The sequence below is a fragment of the Pseudomonas sp. genome, from assembly GCF_051660785.1.
In the GTDB taxonomy this organism is placed as follows: domain Bacteria; phylum Pseudomonadota; class Gammaproteobacteria; order Pseudomonadales; family Pseudomonadaceae; genus Aquipseudomonas.
Map to the genome: position 1 here is coordinate 117736 of NZ_JBOFQE010000089.1, position 15725 is coordinate 133460.

Annotated in this window: 19 protein-coding genes; 4 read left to right on the forward strand and 15 right to left on the reverse strand. The window is 57.7% G+C overall.

All coding sequences use genetic code 11. The features are described from left to right. Positions 1–14: 14 nt before the first annotated feature. The 5 genes from pheS to thrS form a co-directional block, all read right to left on the reverse strand. A complete protein-coding gene (gene pheS, locus ACRC4F_RS25215; protein ID WP_007905876.1) occupies positions 15–1031 on the reverse strand; it encodes a phenylalanine--tRNA ligase subunit alpha in 1017 nt (338 codons plus the stop codon). Positions 1032–1140: 109 nt separating this feature from the next. Further along, on the reverse strand, positions 1141–1497 hold the full coding sequence (rplT, locus tag ACRC4F_RS25220; protein WP_007905879.1) for a 50S ribosomal protein L20: 357 nt from the start codon (positions 1495–1497) through the stop codon (positions 1141–1143). Between the two features lie 28 nt (positions 1498–1525). Further along, positions 1526–1720: a 50S ribosomal protein L35 gene (gene rpmI, locus ACRC4F_RS25225; protein WP_002553160.1), complete on the reverse strand. Its 195-nt coding sequence runs from the start codon at positions 1718–1720 to the stop codon at positions 1526–1528. A gap of 60 nt (positions 1721–1780) precedes the next feature. Beyond that, positions 1781–2332, reverse strand: coding sequence for a translation initiation factor IF-3 (gene infC, locus ACRC4F_RS25230; RefSeq protein WP_169857083.1), 552 nt, complete (start codon positions 2330–2332; stop codon positions 1781–1783). Next, a complete protein-coding gene (gene thrS, locus ACRC4F_RS25235; protein ID WP_438661801.1) occupies positions 2332–4254 on the reverse strand; it encodes a threonine--tRNA ligase in 1923 nt (640 codons plus the stop codon). Before thrS ends, infC begins: the two co-directional genes overlap by 1 nt. 373 nt (positions 4255–4627) lie before the next feature. On the opposite strand from thrS, the gene ACRC4F_RS25240 reads away from it, so the two are divergent. Continuing rightward, a complete protein-coding gene (locus ACRC4F_RS25240; protein WP_438661802.1) occupies positions 4628–4930 on the forward strand; it encodes a hypothetical protein in 303 nt (100 codons plus the stop codon). A 290-nt stretch (positions 4931–5220) separates the two neighbouring features. Further along, the gene (locus ACRC4F_RS25245) at positions 5221–5433 is read left to right on the forward strand and encodes a cold-shock protein (RefSeq protein ID WP_007905882.1); all 213 of its coding nucleotides are present in this window, start codon (positions 5221–5223) and stop codon (positions 5431–5433) included. Positions 5434–5505: 72 nt separating this feature from the next. Here ACRC4F_RS25245 and ACRC4F_RS25250 read toward each other — a convergent pair whose 3' ends face one another. Both ACRC4F_RS25250 and ACRC4F_RS25255 read right to left on the reverse strand, forming a co-directional pair. Further along, the gene (locus ACRC4F_RS25250) at positions 5506–5826 is read right to left on the reverse strand and encodes an I78 family peptidase inhibitor (RefSeq protein ID WP_438661803.1); all 321 of its coding nucleotides are present in this window, start codon (positions 5824–5826) and stop codon (positions 5506–5508) included. Positions 5827–5993: 167 nt separating this feature from the next. Next, positions 5994–6299 (reverse strand): hypothetical protein, encoded by a 306-nt coding sequence (locus tag ACRC4F_RS25255; RefSeq protein ID WP_438661804.1) that lies wholly within the window; start codon positions 6297–6299, stop codon positions 5994–5996. Between the two features lie 132 nt (positions 6300–6431). Here ACRC4F_RS25255 and ACRC4F_RS25260 point away from each other — a divergent pair, with 132 nt between their 5' ends. Continuing rightward, entirely contained in the window at positions 6432–6641 is a 210-nt protein-coding gene (locus ACRC4F_RS25260) for a hypothetical protein (protein WP_438661805.1), read from the forward strand. A 36-nt stretch (positions 6642–6677) separates the two neighbouring features. Here ACRC4F_RS25260 and ACRC4F_RS25265 read toward each other — a convergent pair whose 3' ends face one another. The 8 genes from ACRC4F_RS25265 to ACRC4F_RS25300 form a co-directional block, all read right to left on the reverse strand. Continuing rightward, positions 6678–7706, reverse strand: a complete 1029-nt coding sequence (locus tag ACRC4F_RS25265) for a nucleoside hydrolase (RefSeq protein ID WP_438661806.1) — start codon at positions 7704–7706, stop codon at positions 6678–6680. A 41-nt stretch (positions 7707–7747) separates the two neighbouring features. Next, positions 7748–8152, reverse strand: a complete 405-nt coding sequence (gene rbsD / locus ACRC4F_RS25270) for a D-ribose pyranase (protein ID WP_438661807.1) — start codon at positions 8150–8152, stop codon at positions 7748–7750. After that, positions 8149–9066 carry a ribokinase gene (gene rbsK / locus ACRC4F_RS25275; protein ID WP_438661808.1) on the reverse strand — a complete coding sequence of 306 codons (918 nt, stop codon included), beginning with the start codon at positions 9064–9066 and terminating at the stop codon, positions 8149–8151. The genes rbsD and rbsK overlap by 4 nt, the downstream gene beginning before the upstream one ends. A gap of 24 nt (positions 9067–9090) precedes the next feature. Then, on the reverse strand, positions 9091–10110 hold the full coding sequence (locus tag ACRC4F_RS25280) for a LacI family DNA-binding transcriptional regulator (protein WP_438661809.1): 1020 nt from the start codon (positions 10108–10110) through the stop codon (positions 9091–9093). Positions 10111–10113: 3 nt separating this feature from the next. Next, a complete protein-coding gene (locus ACRC4F_RS25285; protein ID WP_438661810.1) occupies positions 10114–11091 on the reverse strand; it encodes an ABC transporter permease in 978 nt (325 codons plus the stop codon). After that, positions 11088–12641 carry a sugar ABC transporter ATP-binding protein gene (locus ACRC4F_RS25290; RefSeq protein WP_438661811.1) on the reverse strand — a complete coding sequence of 518 codons (1554 nt, stop codon included), beginning with the start codon at positions 12639–12641 and terminating at the stop codon, positions 11088–11090. Before ACRC4F_RS25290 ends, ACRC4F_RS25285 begins: the two co-directional genes overlap by 4 nt. Positions 12642–12696: 55 nt before the next feature. Then, entirely contained in the window at positions 12697–13653 is a 957-nt protein-coding gene (locus ACRC4F_RS25295; RefSeq protein WP_438661812.1) for a sugar ABC transporter substrate-binding protein, read from the reverse strand. Between the two features lie 188 nt (positions 13654–13841). Beyond that, positions 13842–14279: a hypothetical protein gene (locus ACRC4F_RS25300; RefSeq protein ID WP_438661813.1), complete on the reverse strand. Its 438-nt coding sequence runs from the start codon at positions 14277–14279 to the stop codon at positions 13842–13844. A gap of 346 nt (positions 14280–14625) precedes the next feature. Here ACRC4F_RS25300 and ACRC4F_RS25305 point away from each other — a divergent pair, with 346 nt between their 5' ends. After that, positions 14626–15714, forward strand: coding sequence for an asparaginase (locus tag ACRC4F_RS25305; protein WP_438661814.1), 1089 nt, complete (start codon positions 14626–14628; stop codon positions 15712–15714). Positions 15715–15725 lie beyond the last annotated feature (11 nt).

Here is a 15725-nt window from a genome sequence, read left to right on the forward strand (position 1 = left end):
AGAATTCGTTACGACTAGCGAAATTGCGCGAGGAACCGCAAGTCGTTGTCGAAGAACAGACGCAAGTCGTTCACGCCGTAACGCAGCATGGCCAGACGCTCAACGCCCATGCCGAAGGCAAAGCCCGAAAACTCTTCCGGGTCGATCCCGGACATGCGCAGCACATTCGGGTGAACCATGCCGCAGCCCATCACTTCCAGCCAGCCAGTCTGCTTGCAGACGCGGCAGCCTTTACCGCTGCACATCACGCATTCCATGTCGACTTCGGCGGATGGCTCGGTGAACGGGAAATAGGAAGGACGGAAACGCACGGCCAGTTCTTTCTCGAAGAACACGCGCAGGAACTCTTCGATGGTCCCTTTGAGGTCGGCGAAGTTGATATCGCGATCGACCAGCAGGCCTTCAACCTGGTGGAACATCGGCGAGTGGGTGATATCGGAGTCGCTACGGTACACACGGCCTGGGCAGACGATGCGAATCGGCGGTTGTTTCGATTCCATGGTGCGGACCTGTACCGGCGAGGTATGGGTGCGCAGCAACATGTTGGCATTGAAATAGAAGGTGTCATGCATCGACCGGGCCGGGTGATGGCCTGGGATGTTGAGCGCTTCGAAGTTGTGGTAGTCGTCTTCGACCTCAGGGCCTTCGGCAATGCCGTAGCCGATGTGGGTGAAGAATTGCTCGATTCGTTCCAGAGTGCGGGTGACCGGATGCAGACCACCCGAGGTCTGACCGCGGCCAGGCAGGGTCACGTCAATGGACTCGGCAGACAGTTTGGCGGCCAGATCGGCCTCTTCAAACAGTGCCTTGCGAGCATTGAGAACCTCTGTGACACGCTCCTTGGCAACGTTGATCAGGGCGCCGACTTGCGGCCGCTCTTCTGCCGGCAAATTCCCCAGGGTCTTCATCACCTGAGTCAATTCACCCTTCTTGCCAAGGTAGTGAACCCGGATTTGCTCCAGGGCATTGATATCTTCAGCGCTTTGCACAGCCTCTAGTGCTTGAGAGACGAGCGCGTCCAGGTTTTCCATGTACAGACTCCAGATACAAAATAGGGGAAGAGCTTGAAGGCTCTTCCCCTATTTATGACGTTTAACACCTGGCCCCACAGAGGTGAGGCCGGGTGACTGTCGGGGGTACTTAAGCCAAGGTGGCTTTAGCTTTCTCGACAATCGCAGCAAACGCCGCTTTTTCGTTCACTGCCAGATCAGCCAGAACCTTACGGTCGATCTCGATGGACGCTTTTTTCAGGCCGGCGATGAAACGGCTGTAGGACAGACCGTTGATACGTGCACCAGCGTTGATACGAGCGATCCACAGAGCGCGGAACTGACGTTTTTTCTGACGACGGTCACGGTAGGCGTATTGGCCTGCCTTGATTACCGCTTGCTTGGCAACACGGAATACGCGCGAGCGAGCGCCGTAGTAGCCTTTAGCAAGTTTCAGAATTTTTTTGTGACGTTTACGGGCAATGACGCCACGCTTTACACGAGCCATGAGTTACTTCCTCTATTCTTGACTAAAATTAACGAAGGCGCAGCATGCGCTCGACTTTTGCCACGTCAGACGGATGCAGCAAGCTGCTACCGCGCAGTTGACGCTTACGCTTGGTCGACATTTTAGTCAGGATGTGGCTCTTGAAAGCGTGCTTGTGCTTGATACCGTTAGCAGTTTTCAGAAACCGCTTAGCAGCACCACTTTTCGTTTTCATTTTTGGCATGTTCGGATACTCCGCATTCAGTTGATAAACATAATCAGAAGGCCTGCCGTGCCCTGATGATTACTTCTTCTTTTTCGGGGCGATGACCATGATCAGCTGGCGTCCTTCCATCTTAGGATGCTGTTCGACCGAACCGTACTCGAGCAAGTCACCTTCAACTCGCTTGAGGAGTTCCATCCCCAGCTCCTGGTGGGCCATCTCACGGCCGCGGAATCGCAAGGATACCTTGGCCCTGTCCCCATCACTCAGGAAACGTACCAGGTTGCGCAGTTTTACCTGGTAATCCCCTTCCTCCGTCCCTGGACGAAACTTGATTTCTTTAACCTGAATCTGCTTCTGGTTTTTCTTGGCTGCGGCAATCTGCTTCTTCTTTTCGAAGATCGATTTGCCGTAGTCCATCAGTTTGCAAACTGGGGGTACTGCATCGGCGGAAATCTCCACCAGATCCAGCTTGGCCTCTTCAGCCTTAAGAAGCGCGTCTTCAATTGACACAATCCCAAGCTGTTCACCTTCAGCCCCAATTAACCGAACCTCGCGTGCCGAGATATTCTCGTTGATCGGGGCTTTCGGTGCAGCTCGTTTATCTTGTCTCATTTCACGCTTAATAGTAATTACTCCGAATCTGGGCGACCACGCCGGGAAACCGCTTGCGCGAGAAACTCAGCGAACTGGGCGACGGGCATCGAGCCCAGGTCAGCACCTTCACGAGTACGCACAGCGACAGTCTGCATCTCGACTTCCCGATCTCCGATAACCAAGAGATAGGGAACCTTGAGCAAAGTATGCTCGCGGATTTTAAAGCCGATCTTTTCATTTCTCAAGTCAGACTTGGCACGAAATCCGCTTTCATTGAGGGTTTTTTCAACCTCGGCGGCAAAATCAGCCTGTTTATCAGTGATATTCATGATCACTGCCTGGGTCGGAGCCAGCCACGCAGGGAATGCACCCTCGTAGTGCTCGATCAGGATTCCGACGAAACGCTCGAAGGAGCCCAGGATCGCCCGGTGCAACATAACCGGGTGCTTGCGACTGTTGTCTTCGGAGACGTATTCGGCTCCTAGACGGACAGGCAGGTTAAAATCGAGCTGAAGGGTACCACACTGCCAGACACGGCCAAGGCAATCTTTCAGCGAGAACTCGATCTTAGGACCGTAGAACGCACCTTCGCCTGGCTGCAGATCGTACGGCAGGCCAGCGCTATCAAGGGCTGCAGCCAGTGCAGCTTCGGCGCGATCCCACAGCTCGTCGGAACCGACGCGTTTTTCCGGACGAGTGGACAGTTTCATCTCGACGTCTTTGAAGCCGAAATCGGCATAAACGTCCATGGTCAGCTTGATGAAAGCGGCGGATTCGGCCTGCATCTGCTCTTCTGTGCAGAAGATGTGGGCGTCGTCCTGAGTGAATGCACGGACGCGCATGATGCCGTGCAACGCACCCGATGGCTCGTTTCGGTGGCAAGCACCGAATTCGGCCAGACGCATCGGCAACTCGCGGTAGCTTTTCAGGCCCTGATTGAACACTTGCACGTGGCAAGGGCAGTTCATGGGCTTGATGGCGTAGTCGCGGTTTTCCGACTGGGTGGTAAACATGTTGTCGGCGTAGTTGGCCCAGTGCCCGGATTTCTCCCACAGGCTGCGGTCAACAACTTGTGGAGTTTTGATCTCCAGGTAGCCATTGTCGCGCTGAACCTTGCGCATGTACTGCTCAAGCACCTGGTACAAAGTCCAGCCGTTCGGGTGCCAGAACACCATGCCCGGCGACTCTTCCTGGGTGTGAAACAGGCCCAGGCGCTTGCCGATCTTGCGGTGATCGCGCTTTTCAGCTTCTTCGATGCGCTGGATGTAAGCCGCCAGCTGCTTCTTGTCAGCCCATGCGGTGCCATAAACGCGCTGCAACTGCTCGTTCTTGGCATCGCCACGCCAGTAGGCGCCGGACAACTTGGTCAGCTTGAAGGATTTCAGGAAGCGCGTGTTCGGCACGTGCGGACCACGGCACATGTCGACGTATTCTTCGTGATAATACAGGCCCATGGCCTGCTCGTTCGGCATGTCCTCGACCAGGCGCAGTTTGTAGTCTTCGCCACGAGCCTTGAACACTTCGATCACTTCGGCGCGCGGAGTGACCTTCTTGATCACGTCATAATCTTTTTCGATCAGCTGCTGCATGCGCTGTTCGATCGCGGCCAGGTCGTCCGGAGTAAATGGACGCTCGAAGGCGATGTCGTAATAGAAGCCTTCGTCGATGACCGGGCCGATGACCATCTTGGCGGCCGGATACAGCTGCTTGACCGCGTGGCCAACCAGGTGGGCGCAAGAGTGGCGAATGATCTCCAGCCCCTCTTCATCCTTTGGCGTAATGATTTGCAGCGTGGAATCGCTGTCGATGATGTCACTGGCGTCGACCAGCTTGCCATTGACCTTGCCGGCCACGGTGGCTTTGGCCAGGCCAGCACCAATGGATGCGGCGACCTCGGCTACGGAAACCGGGTGATCGAATGAACGTTGACTGCCGTCGGGAAGAGTAATAGTTGGCATGGCGCCTCCTCTCCTAGTGGTGACCCCTACCAAAGGTCACGTGGGTTGGGATGAGCCAGTACAAGATCCGATCCAGGCCATTCAATGACGAACGCCTGCCTTACAGCGGCAGGAGCCTTGCGGCCAACCGGAAAACCGAACCAGAGTGACTGGGATTCAAATCAGGGTTATTCGCGCAGTTGCCGCAACCGGGACTGAAGGTCATCCGGAGCCTGCAAACGCCCGAGCGAGGCATGCTAGCACAGATGAACGGTCGTCGATGCAACGAGGCTTTGTGCTGGGGCAAATCGTGCAATTTATGCCAGAGTGCTGAACTTGAACCCCGCTTTACCCCTCAGATAACAAGACATTGACCCACAAGGAGCATCCCAGCATGCGTCTGAATCGTTTGTTCGCAGTCCTCGCCCCCATCGTTCTGCTGCTGCCACTGGCCGCCCACGCCGATTGGCCGAAGGGCGAGCGCGAGAAATACATGGCTCAGTGCACACAAGCGGCGACCCCGCAGATCGGTGCTGCAGCAGCAAAGTCTCACTGCGCTTGCGGTGCTGATGCGATCAAATCGTATCCGGCTGGCGATATCCAGGCATTGATGGACAACAAGGCCAGCGCGGAACTGCAACAGAAAGCACTGGGCCAGATCGCCAAATGCAAGGCCGATGCACCAGCGAAAAAGTGACGAAAAAGTCCTTTTGACTCAGCTTATCGCTGATAAAAAGCACTGCATTTGAGCTTTTTTGTACGATTTATGCAGGTTTTACAGGTTTTTTTATCGTCTTTACTTTCGGCTGAAAGCCTTGTAAAACGGGGCTTTCAGCTACATCAAGCAGCAAATGAAACGCGTCTGTAGGGCAAACAGCACGTCCGGGGGGCTCCCAAAGCGAACATTTCGACTATGATACCCCGGTGTGCCCAGTTGGCCTGAGCAGCACAGCACTACTGAAAATATATGTTTCTTGGAGATACACCATGTCTAATCGCCAAACCGGCACCGTTAAATGGTTCAACGATGAAAAAGGCTTCGGCTTCATCACTCCTCAAGGTGGCGGTGACGACCTGTTCGTACACTTCAAAGCTATCGAAAGCGACGGTTTCAAAAGCCTGAAAGAAGGCCAAACCGTTTCCTTCGTGGCTGAGAAAGGCCAAAAGGGTATGCAAGCTGCACAAGTCCGCGCTGAGTAATTTTCAGCCGCACTAAAAAAACCCCGTCCATGTGACGGGGTTTTTTATGGGCGAAACAAAAGCCTGAAGCGATCAGCCGCAGTTGACACGGGTAACCACCCGGCTGGCATCGGTATTCAGGTTCAGGCGATCGGAGCGGTACTCCAGCGTCACCATATCGTTAGGTGACAGGAAACGTGCGTTCTGTGCACCTGCGCGGGTACGCGCCTGCTCAAGCAATGCGGGCGAAGCCGGTTTACCGATGGCGAATTCGGCTGCCTTTGCCTCACAACGGCTGTGACCTGTGTCAGTCGTCGCTACAGGGTCTGCCGCCGATTCGGAGGACGTACTGCTGCAACCAGCCAGCAGAGTGACGGCGAACAAAGTACCCAATGACGCGAACTTCCAAGGCATGAAGCCTCCTTTTTTTCAATAGTTAAACCGAGATCTTGCGACCGCCAATCCGGCATTTGGTTTCAAGGTGAGTGCCATCACCCTGCCCTCGAACCGCGCGAGCGGCGAGTTTGCCTGAGCATCGCCCCGTCGTTCATCATTCAATCGTGACTGAATATGAACAACCCTCAATAGACGTCGATGTAATCGTACGGCGGGTTTGGCCAGTTCTCTTTCAACGCATTGAAGATCTGCATGACCCAGACCTCATCGCTGGCTGCGACTAATCCCACATAACCGGAACCTTTGGCCCACGTCTCCAGACGGAACAGTAGACCGTCGATATCGGTGCCGCCCACAACGCCCGATGAAATATAGGCAATGCCGCCTTTGGTCACTCGCAACTGCGTGTGCTCATCATCACTGGCAGAAGCCAGCAGCTGGCGCACCGCCTCAAGGGTCAAGCAGTCAGGCGTGTTCAAATCGATCTGCACAGCACAGTCCTTGAAAATTCGTCAAAGACCAAGTGTCGCACAGCCCTCTTCTCATGCCTAAGTCGGAGTGCCAAACGCCGCGCAAAATGGTTAACTCGGCACTCAGACTTTTCCGACTTCACGAGCGCCATCATGACCACCGTAAGCATCGACGCCAACATCACCGTCAAGTGGCCACAGGGCCACAGCTCTTACAGCCCGGGCAGCCCGGAAGAGTTGGCAATCATTGGTATCGATCTATTGGTAAAGGCACTGGGCACCGACGCAGCCCATTCTTTCATCAGGCAGGTATTCGAGAGATATCCTGCGGGCCTGAAAGACGCAGTGGAAACCGAAAAATAGTAGAAGCCCGCAGGCTGGCACCTGCGGGCATGCAACTTACTTCAGACGAGCCAGACGCTGGGTCAGCAGGTCGAAGAACCCCTGAGCGTCGCCACTTTCGACCCAGAAAGCGTTCTTTGGCGCTTTCAGGCCGTCATACCAGTCGACGATGGTTTGACCGAAGGTCGGGCCTTCGCGGCTATCAACGACAACGTTGACCGACCGACCAGTGAACAATTCAGGCTTGAGCAGGTAAGCGATGACGGTGGCGTCATGCACCGGGCCACCCGGAATACCGTAGTGCTCCATGTCGCCCTTGACGTACTCATTGAGAATATCGCCCACCAGTTTGCTGGCATTGTTGTTGATCGCTGCGATCTGCTTCAGGCGCGCCTCACTGGTGAGGATTTTATGGGTCACGTCCAGCGGCAGATAGGTCAGCTTCACGCCGCTTTTCAGTACCACTTCCGCAGCTTGCGGGTCGGCGAACAGGTTGAACTCGGCCACCGGCGTAATGTTGCCGCCGTTGAAGTGCGCGCCCCCCATGATCACCACTTCCTTGATGCCCTGAACAATTTCAGGTTCCTGGATCAGCGCCAGGGCCAGGTTGGTCTGTGGCCCTAGCATGGCGATGGTGATGCTGTGGGGTTTGGCAGTCTTCAAGGTGTCGATCAGGTAATTGACGGCATTGCCTTCGGCCAGGCCCTTCTTCGGTTCGTGCACGGTAACGCCCGACAGGCCTTCCTTGCCATGGATGTTCTCGGCATAAATCGGCGTGCGCATTAATGGCTTCGGCGCGCCCGCGTAGACCGGCACCTCCTCGCGCCCTGCCCACTCACGGGCCAGTCGTGCATTTCGCGAAGTCTTGTCCAGGCGCACGTTGCCAGCAACGGTGGTCAGCGCACGAATGTTCAGCTCTTCCGGCGACGCCAAGGCAAACAGCAAGGCGACGACGTCGTCGGCGCCGGGATCGGTGTCGATGATCAGATCGATCTTTTCCGCCGCCTGGGCGCTCGTTGCAGTAATCAAGGACAAAAGCAGCAAACTCCGGAGCAGGTGGTGCAGTTTCTGAGCATAGCGGTGCATATCGCACTCCTTGTGCGTGGGGGAAATCTGGGTACAGCGCGTTAGAACGTCACCCCCGATACCAGCACGATGTTGCAGTACGGCGCGCATTCACCTGTACGAACAATCGCTCGCGCCTGTCGGCTGATGACTTTGAATTGGTCATGGCTGAGCAGCTCGCGCTGGCCGAGCGCACCTTTGGCATTCAGCTCATCCAGCGAGCTCAAGGCCGGCGGTTGTTTGTCCAGAATCTCCTGAGCCAGCACGTGCCGTTCCACCTGCATTTCGCTGAGCACGACCGTCAAGGTGCTGACGAAATCCGGAATACCCTGGGTCAGGGCCAGGTCGATCAGTTCGACGCCCGGCGGTACCGGCAGGCCGGCATCGCCGATCACGACCATGTCGCCGTGCCCGAGGGACGCGATCAGCCGCGACAGTGCGACGTTGAGCAAAGGTGTCTTTTTCATGGTGCTTTGAACGCCTGTACATCGGACAAGGTAGGAATCGAAGGTTGCGCGCCGGCGCGGGTGACCGACAGCGCTGCGGCGACCTGACCGAAACGGATCGCTTCAGCTTCGGTTTTGCCGGACGCCAGCGCGGCGGCGAACCCGCCGACGAAGGTGTCGCCAGCCGCCGTGGTATCGACAGCCTTCACCTTCGGCGCCGGGAAATGCTCGAAGCCGGTGCCGTTGGCAAACATCGATCCTTGAGCGCCAAGGGTGATGATGACCTTACCGGCGCCCAGAGCGATCAAACGGGTGGCGGCGGTTTCGGCAGTTTGAAGGGAGTCCACCGGCAACCCACTAAGGGCCGAGGCTTCGCTTTCATTGGGAATCAGGTAATCGATTGAGGCATACCAGTCCGCCGGTAGCGGACGACTGGCCGGGGCCGGGTTGAGAATGACGATTTTGCCCAGCTCACGGCCGCGCTTGAGGGCATGACCCACCGTGGCATCCGGCACTTCCAGCTGACAAATAATCACGTCCGCCGCCTGCAGGACCGCATCGAACTGGTCAATCACCAGCGGCGTCAGCGCACCGTTGGCACCGGCGACGATCACGATTGCGTTCTGACTGTTGTCATCGACCACAATCAAGGCCACGCCACTGGAACCTTCGACGGTGCTGACGGCCTGGCAGTCGATCTGCTCGGCCAGCAGCGCTCCGCGAAGCTCTTCTCCATAGGCGTCGCTGCCGACACAACCGACCATCGACACCTGCGCGCCCAACCGGGCCGCGGCGACGGCCTGGTTAGCGCCCTTGCCGCCGGAAACCGTGGCAAACGACTCACCGATCAGCGTCTCACCGCCGCGGGGCAGCCGTGGCGCCCGGGTCACCAGGTCCATGTTCAGGCTGCCTATCACCACTACTTTTGCTGGCATACGTCACTACTCGTCAATTCGGTTTCAGCGGTATTCATCGAATACACCGGCGAGCGGCGCAGTCGATTCTCGCAGGACAATACTGGGCGTCACGATCCGTTGATCGGTGGCCATGTCGGGGGTTGCGATCCGTCGTAACAGAACCTCGGCCGCCATCTCACCCAGCTGCAGGATCGACTGGCCCACGGTGGTCAGCGCCGGATAGACATAACGGCTCATCTGGATATCGTCGAAGCCGATCACAGACAATTCCGTCGGCACACGCACATTGCGCTCGGCCGCTGCTCGCAGCACACCGATGCCGATCATGTCGTTGCCGGCGAAGATGGCGCTGGGCGGGTTCTTTTCCAGCAGAATCGCGGCGGCGTTGTAACCGCCCGTGCTGGTGAAGTCACTTTCCAGCATGCGCTCGGGATGCACCTCGACGCCCGCCTCTTTCAAGGCACGGCAATAACCGGCCAGACGCATCTGCGCCACGCTGGTACCCGCCGGACCGCCGATGGTGGCGATGTCCCGATGGCCCAATTCGAGCAGGTGCCGGGTGGCCAGATAAGCCCCGTATTCGTGGTCGATACGCACCAGGTCGGCGTTCACACCTTCCAGCCCGCGGTCGACGATCACCATTGGCGTGCGCACGCCCGCCAGCCCTTCTGCCAGCCCCGCGTCGCCACCGGCCGAGGCCACGATCAAGCCGTCGATACGCTTTTCCAGCAGCACACGCAGGTAACTGCGCTGTTTGTCCGGGTTATCGTCGGAGTTGCAGAGGATCACGCAATAGCCGTTGCGCTCGCAGTAATCCTCGATACCCCGGGCCAGTTCGGCGAAGTACGGGTTGAGGCTGTTAGGCACCAGCAAACCGATGGTCGCCGTGGTCTTGGCTTTCAAAGAGCGGGCCACGGCACTCGGCACGTAGTCCAGGGTTTTGATCGCCTCCTCGACTTTGATCCGCACCTCTTCGCTGACCGGCCGGGTCTTGTTCACCACATGGGAAACCGTGGTGTAGGAAATCCCCGCAAGTGCCGCTACATCCTTAATCGTTGCCATGACTCAGGTCCGCCGGCTTGCGCGCTGACTGCGATAAGTATCAAGCACCACCGCCACCACGATCACCGCGCCGGTGATGATGCGTTTGGTTGGCTCAGTCGCACCGATCTGCGCCAGGCCCGCCGCCAGTACGGAAATGATCAGAACCCCGAAGAACGTGCTGATCACCGAACCACGGCCGCCCATCAGGCTGGTGCCGCCGATCACCACGGCAGCGATCACTTGCAGCTCAAGTCCGGAGCCGGCATTCGGGTCCGCCGCTTCCAGACGGGAAATCTGGAACAGCGCGGCAATCCCGGCCAGCAGGCCCATCAGACTGAAGACCAGGATCTTGTAGGGTTTTGGATTGATCCCTGCCAGACGCACCGCCTCTTCGTTGGTGCCGATACCGATCAGGTAGCGACCGAAAACGGTTCGGGTCAATACGGCCTGAGCAATGATGATGATCAGCAAGGCAATGATGAACGACGGCGAGATGCCGAAGGCGATCGGGTTGGACAGCCAGGCGAAGGCGTCACCGATATAAGCCGTACGCGAACCGGTCATCTGGTACGCCACGCCGCGGGCCATTTCCAGCACGCCGAGGGACACGATGAACGACGGAATTCGCCACGCCACGGTGATCGATCCGGTGATGGTCCCGGCCAACGCCGCAATCGCCATCCCGAGCAGCGCTGCAGGCAGGACACTCCAGCCCCAGCCAAGAATCGCCACGCTGACGGCCGACGCCGCGAGCGCCAGCACCGAGCCGACCGATAAGTCGATACCACCGATGATCAGCACGAACGTCATGCCGACCGCCAGCACCATCAGATCGGGGATCTGGTTGGCCAGAGTGCTGAACGTGTCGTAAGACAGGAAATGGCTGCTCAATACCGAGAACAGCGCAACCATCGCCAGCAAGGCACCGGCCAGGCCCAGATAGGTGCCCAGACCGAAGAAATTGCCACTACGTTTGCCGGCGGAAGATGCAGTTTTCATGAAGGGTCCCTAGGCGCTGCTTCGTTGAGCAACGCATCACGTTTTTGGTAGCCGGCGAACGCGGCGGCAAGCAAATCATCCTGGGTCCAGCTGTCGCGCTCAAAGGTGTCGATCAGGCGTCCCGCCGACAACACGCCGATCCGGTCGCAGATCAGCATCAGCTCACGCAGGTCGCTGGACACCACCACCAGCGCCTTGCCCTGTCGGGTCAGCTCACCGAGCAGAGCATAAATGTCGAATTTGGCGCCCACATCGATGCCACGGGTCGGTTCATCGAACAGCATCACTGAGCAGTCACGCTCCAGCCAACGGCCGATCACGACCTTCTGCTGGTTGCCACCCGACAGCTCGGAAACCAGCTGTGTGGGGCTTGAACTGCGGATGCGCATGGCGTCGATCTGACGCTGGGCCAGGGACATTTCGTCCGCGTTGTTGACGACACCTCCACTGGAAATCACCGGCATATTGCCCAACGCAATGTTGGCACTGATCGACTGGGTCAGCAGCAGGCCTTCGCCCTTGCGGTCCTCGGTGATCAGGGCGATGCCGTGACCGACCGCATCAGCCGGCGAACGAATACTGACCACTTGAGCGGGTGAGCCCAACGCGACGGTGCCGCTGTCTGCGGTGTCGGCACCGAAGATCAGACGCAGCAACTCGGTGCGCCCTGCCCCGATCAATCCGGAAATCCCGTAGATCTCGCCTGCGCGAACTTCGAAGGACACGTCGCGCACTTTGTCCGAGCGGGTCAGCCCTTTGACCGTCAACGCGGGAGCGCCAATCTTGCGCGGGCCCAGGTCAATGTGTTCGCCCAGTTCACGGCCAACCATCAGAGTGACCAATTGCTCGCTGTTGTAATTGGCCATCGGCTCGACGCAGACCAGGTTGCCGTCACGCAGAACCGCAATGCGCTGGGCAACCCGCGCCAGTTCTTCGAGGCGGTGGGAAATATAGATGATCGACACACCGCGAGCCTGCAAGCGGGTGATCTGCTCGAACAGCATTTCGACTTCACGAGCGGTCAGCATCGCGGTCGGCTCGTCGAGGATCAGCACATGGCAATCGCCGATCAGGTTGCGGGCGATCTCGACCATTTGCTGGTGACCGATGCCGAGTTCGCCGACCAGGGTGTCCGGGTCGATCGCATCGAGCCCCACTTGGGCCATGGCCTCGATCGCCGCTTTGCGCAGTTGTTTGCGGCTGATCCAGCCGCCATTGCTGGGCAGATTGTCGAGAAACAGGTTTTCCGCCACCGACAGGGTCGGCAACAGATTGAGTTCTTGCATGACCATGCGGATGCCCAGGTCTTCGGCCTGGGTGCGGCTGCCCGGGCGGTAATCCTGCCCCTGGAATTGCATGTGGCCGGTGGTCGGCGAGACCAGTCCGCCAATGATTTTCGACAGCGTGCTTTTGCCGGCACCGTTCTCGCCGGTCAGCGCCAGCACTTCACCGCGCATCAGCGTCAGGTCAATGCCGGTCAGGACAGGTTGGGCGTAGGTCTTGCCGATGCCGCTGACCGAGAGGACAGCGTTCGGGGCGGAAACTGACATAAAACTCTCCATGTGCTCGCCCGGACGGGCGAGCACCATTGTGTCGCCAGAAAGGTTACTTGGTGACCAGCTCTACCGGAGTTTCGATCACGCCGTTGGTGCCGCTGTCGACCTTCTCGCCCTTGATGATTTTCAGCGCAGTCTCGATACCGAACACGGCTTGCTTTGCAGCAAACTGGTCAGCGGTCGCCAGGACCCGGCCGTCTTTCAACATTGGCTTGATGGCGTTGATGTTGTCGTAACCGACCACTTGCACCTTGCCGGCCTTGCCCGCCGCACGCACGGCGGAAACGGCACCGACGGCCATGCTGTCGTTACCCGCCAGCAGGGCTTTGACTTGCGGGTACTCGCTGAGAATCGAGGCGGCAACCTTGTTGCCCTTGTCGATCTCCCAGTCACCGGATTGCAACGAGACGACCTTGATCTGCGCCGCTTCCATCGCATCCTTGAAGCCTGCGGTGCGGGCCTGGGCATTGGTGGTGGTGGACACGCCTTCGATGATGCCGACTTCGTCACCGGCCTTCAGTTGCTTGGCCAGGTACTCGCCAACCAGACGCGCTCCTTTGCGGTTATCCGGGCCTACGAACGGGACATTGATGTTCTTGCTCTTGACCACGGCCGGGTCCAGCTGGTTATCGATGTTGATCACGGTGATACCGGCATCGATGGCCTTCTTGATCACCGGAACCATGGCCTTGGAGTCGGCCGGAGCGATGACCAGCGCATTGACCTTGGCCAGAATCATTTGCTCGACGATGCGCGTCTGCCCGGCGGTATCCGTTTCATCCTTGATGCCGTTGGAGATCAGTTCGAAATCGCCGGAATGGTCTTTTTGATACGCCTTGGCGCCGTCTTCCATGGTCAGGAAGAACTCGTTGGCCAGGGATTTCATGACCAACGCCACTTTGGGTTTTTCAGGGGTCTCGGCGAATGCCGAAGAGACAGGCAGCGCGGCGGATGCGGCAGCCAGCATAGCGACAGCAAGAAGACGTCCAGCGAATGGCAGCTTCATGGGTTCACTCCGATCTTATGATTATTGTGAGCAACGCTTGCGCTGGCGTAGGCTTCAGTGCGTCCATCAACGGACCGAGCCATCGCGAACAGCGCGCAAACGTTTGCGTAGATCGAACTATGCGAATCCTGCTGCGATTTGTCAACGACCTGTTTTGTGCCTCGTTTGGCAAAAACCGACACTGCGCATCACGCGGTCGTGCTGACCAGAGCGCCAGTGCTGGATTCCTTCGCCAGTTCTTTCACCAGACTGCCCGCCACTTGGGCCAACGCGCCATTGGTATCGGCGATCTGCCCCTGGATCGACATGACAGCAGTGGTCTTGGCCTCCTCGGTTGGATAAGACGCGGCCTGAGCCGCCGCCAATTGCTGCTGTTGTTCGCGTAACTGCTGTTGCAGTTCCTGCATGCGTTTGAGCAGCACCTGCACCGCAATACTTTGAGTGCTTTTGCTCTCGGCTTTGCTTTCACCCTGAGCAGCACCACCGGTTCTGACCTGATTCTCTTCTTTTCCAGTCAGCTGCGTCGACGCCTCTTCCGTCGCTTCGCTCAAGGCATTGATCGTCGACGGAGTCTTGCCACCGATGGTGATTGCGCCCGCATTTGGAAAACCGACAGAAAAAGACATGTGCACTCCCGAAAAAAAAATCCTTGAAGGGGCATCGACCTGTGCACGGGTTTCTTTAGCACTGATTTTCCTTCTGGCAAGGCGATGCATTCACCAGAGGTCGTAGGCCTTTTCGGAGAGCCGAACGCGAAACCTCAACTTAGTCGGAAACCCGGACACCAAGCCGTTTAACGCTAGTAGTCCTATGGATAAATATTGATATAAATCATCATGTTAAAAGTTTCTCTCTTTCAACGTATGGCTGGTACAGATCCTGCTCTTCACCTATACCCCAAGCGTTCAGATCTGCCTGGGGCGTATCTAGATGAACTTGCATCAGCACCGTCTCACTACTAGAGAGAAAATAATGAAATCTGCCTTCAACACCTTTATTCCGGGCGCTTTGGCCCTCCTGCTGCTCCTGCCTACCGCTCTTCAGGCAAAAGAAGTCGAAACCCAACAGAAACTGGCCAACGTGGTGATCCTCGCCACCGGCGGCACGATTGCCGGGGCCGGCGCGAGCGCCGCTAACAGCGCAACTTATCAGGCGGCGAAAGTCGGTATCGAGCAACTGATCGCCGGGGTTCCGGAGCTCAGTCAATTGGCCAATGTTCGCGGCGAACAGGTCATGCAAATCGCCTCGGAAAGCATCACCAACGAAAACTTGCTGCAACTGGGTCGTCGCGTTGCCGAACTGGCTGACAGCAAAGACGTCGATGGCATCGTGATTACCCACGGCACCGACACCCTGGAAGAAACCGCCTACTTCCTGAACCTGGTGGAAAAAACCGACAAGCCGATCATCGTCGTCGGCTCCATGCGCCCGGGCACCGCGATGTCGGCTGACGGCATGCTGAACCTGTACAACGCCGTCGCTGTCGCCAGCAGCAAAGAGGCGCGCGGCAAAGGCGTCCTGGTGACCATGAACGATGAGATCCAGTCGGGTCGCGATGTCAGCAAAATGATCAACATCAAAACCGAGGCGTTTAAAAGTGCCTGGGGCCCGCTCGGCATGGTGGTTGAAGGCAAATCCTACTGGTTCCGTCTGCCAGCCAAGCGCCACACGATGGACTCGGAATTCGACATCAAGACCATCAAGAGCCTGCCTGACGTCGAAATTTCCTATTCCTACGGCAACGTCAGCGACACGGCCTACAAGGCCCTGGCTCAGTCGGGTGCCAAAGCCATTATCCACGCTGGTACCGGCAACGGTTCAGTCTCCTCGCGTGTGGTCCCTGCCCTGCAAGCCCTGCGCAAGGACGGCGTGCAAATCATTCGCTCGTCCCACGTCAATGCCGGCGGTTTCGTCCTGCGTAACGCCGAGCAACCTGACGACAAATACGATTGGGTCGTGGCGCATGACCTGAACCCGCAGAAAGCCCGCATCCTGGCCATGGTTGCACTGACCAAGACCAACGACAGCAAAGAGCTGCAGCGGATGTTCTGGGAATACTGATTCGCCCTCGC

Excerpts from the sequence above, each read along its gene's own strand:
- pheS (WP_007905876.1), bottom strand. The coding sequence starts at position 1,031 with ATGGAAAACCTGGACGCGCTCGTCTCTCAAGCACTAGAGGCTGTGCAA.
- rplT (WP_007905879.1), bottom strand. The coding sequence starts at position 1,497 with ATGGCTCGTGTAAAGCGTGGCGTCATTGCCCGTAAACGTCACAAAAAA.
- rpmI (WP_002553160.1), bottom strand. The coding sequence starts at position 1,720 with ATGCCAAAAATGAAAACGAAAAGTGGTGCTGCTAAGCGGTTTCTGAAA.
- thrS (WP_438661801.1), bottom strand. The coding sequence starts at position 4,254 with ATGCCAACTATTACTCTTCCCGACGGCAGTCAACGTTCATTCGATCAC.
- ACRC4F_RS25240 (WP_438661802.1), top strand. The coding sequence starts at position 4,628 with ATGCGTCTGAATCGTTTGTTCGCAGTCCTCGCCCCCATCGTTCTGCTG.
- ACRC4F_RS25245 (WP_007905882.1), top strand. The coding sequence starts at position 5,221 with ATGTCTAATCGCCAAACCGGCACCGTTAAATGGTTCAACGATGAAAAA.
- ACRC4F_RS25250 (WP_438661803.1), bottom strand. The coding sequence starts at position 5,826 with ATGCCTTGGAAGTTCGCGTCATTGGGTACTTTGTTCGCCGTCACTCTG.
- ACRC4F_RS25260 (WP_438661805.1), top strand. The coding sequence starts at position 6,432 with ATGACCACCGTAAGCATCGACGCCAACATCACCGTCAAGTGGCCACAG.
- ACRC4F_RS25265 (WP_438661806.1), bottom strand. The coding sequence starts at position 7,706 with ATGCACCGCTATGCTCAGAAACTGCACCACCTGCTCCGGAGTTTGCTG.
- rbsD (WP_438661807.1), bottom strand. The coding sequence starts at position 8,152 with ATGAAAAAGACACCTTTGCTCAACGTCGCACTGTCGCGGCTGATCGCG.
- rbsK (WP_438661808.1), bottom strand. The coding sequence starts at position 9,066 with ATGCCAGCAAAAGTAGTGGTGATAGGCAGCCTGAACATGGACCTGGTG.
- ACRC4F_RS25280 (WP_438661809.1), bottom strand. The coding sequence starts at position 10,110 with ATGGCAACGATTAAGGATGTAGCGGCACTTGCGGGGATTTCCTACACC.
- ACRC4F_RS25285 (WP_438661810.1), bottom strand. The coding sequence starts at position 11,091 with ATGAAAACTGCATCTTCCGCCGGCAAACGTAGTGGCAATTTCTTCGGT.
- ACRC4F_RS25290 (WP_438661811.1), bottom strand. The coding sequence starts at position 12,641 with ATGTCAGTTTCCGCCCCGAACGCTGTCCTCTCGGTCAGCGGCATCGGC.
- ACRC4F_RS25295 (WP_438661812.1), bottom strand. The coding sequence starts at position 13,653 with ATGAAGCTGCCATTCGCTGGACGTCTTCTTGCTGTCGCTATGCTGGCT.
- ACRC4F_RS25300 (WP_438661813.1), bottom strand. The coding sequence starts at position 14,279 with ATGTCTTTTTCTGTCGGTTTTCCAAATGCGGGCGCAATCACCATCGGT.
- ACRC4F_RS25305 (WP_438661814.1), top strand. The coding sequence starts at position 14,626 with ATGAAATCTGCCTTCAACACCTTTATTCCGGGCGCTTTGGCCCTCCTG.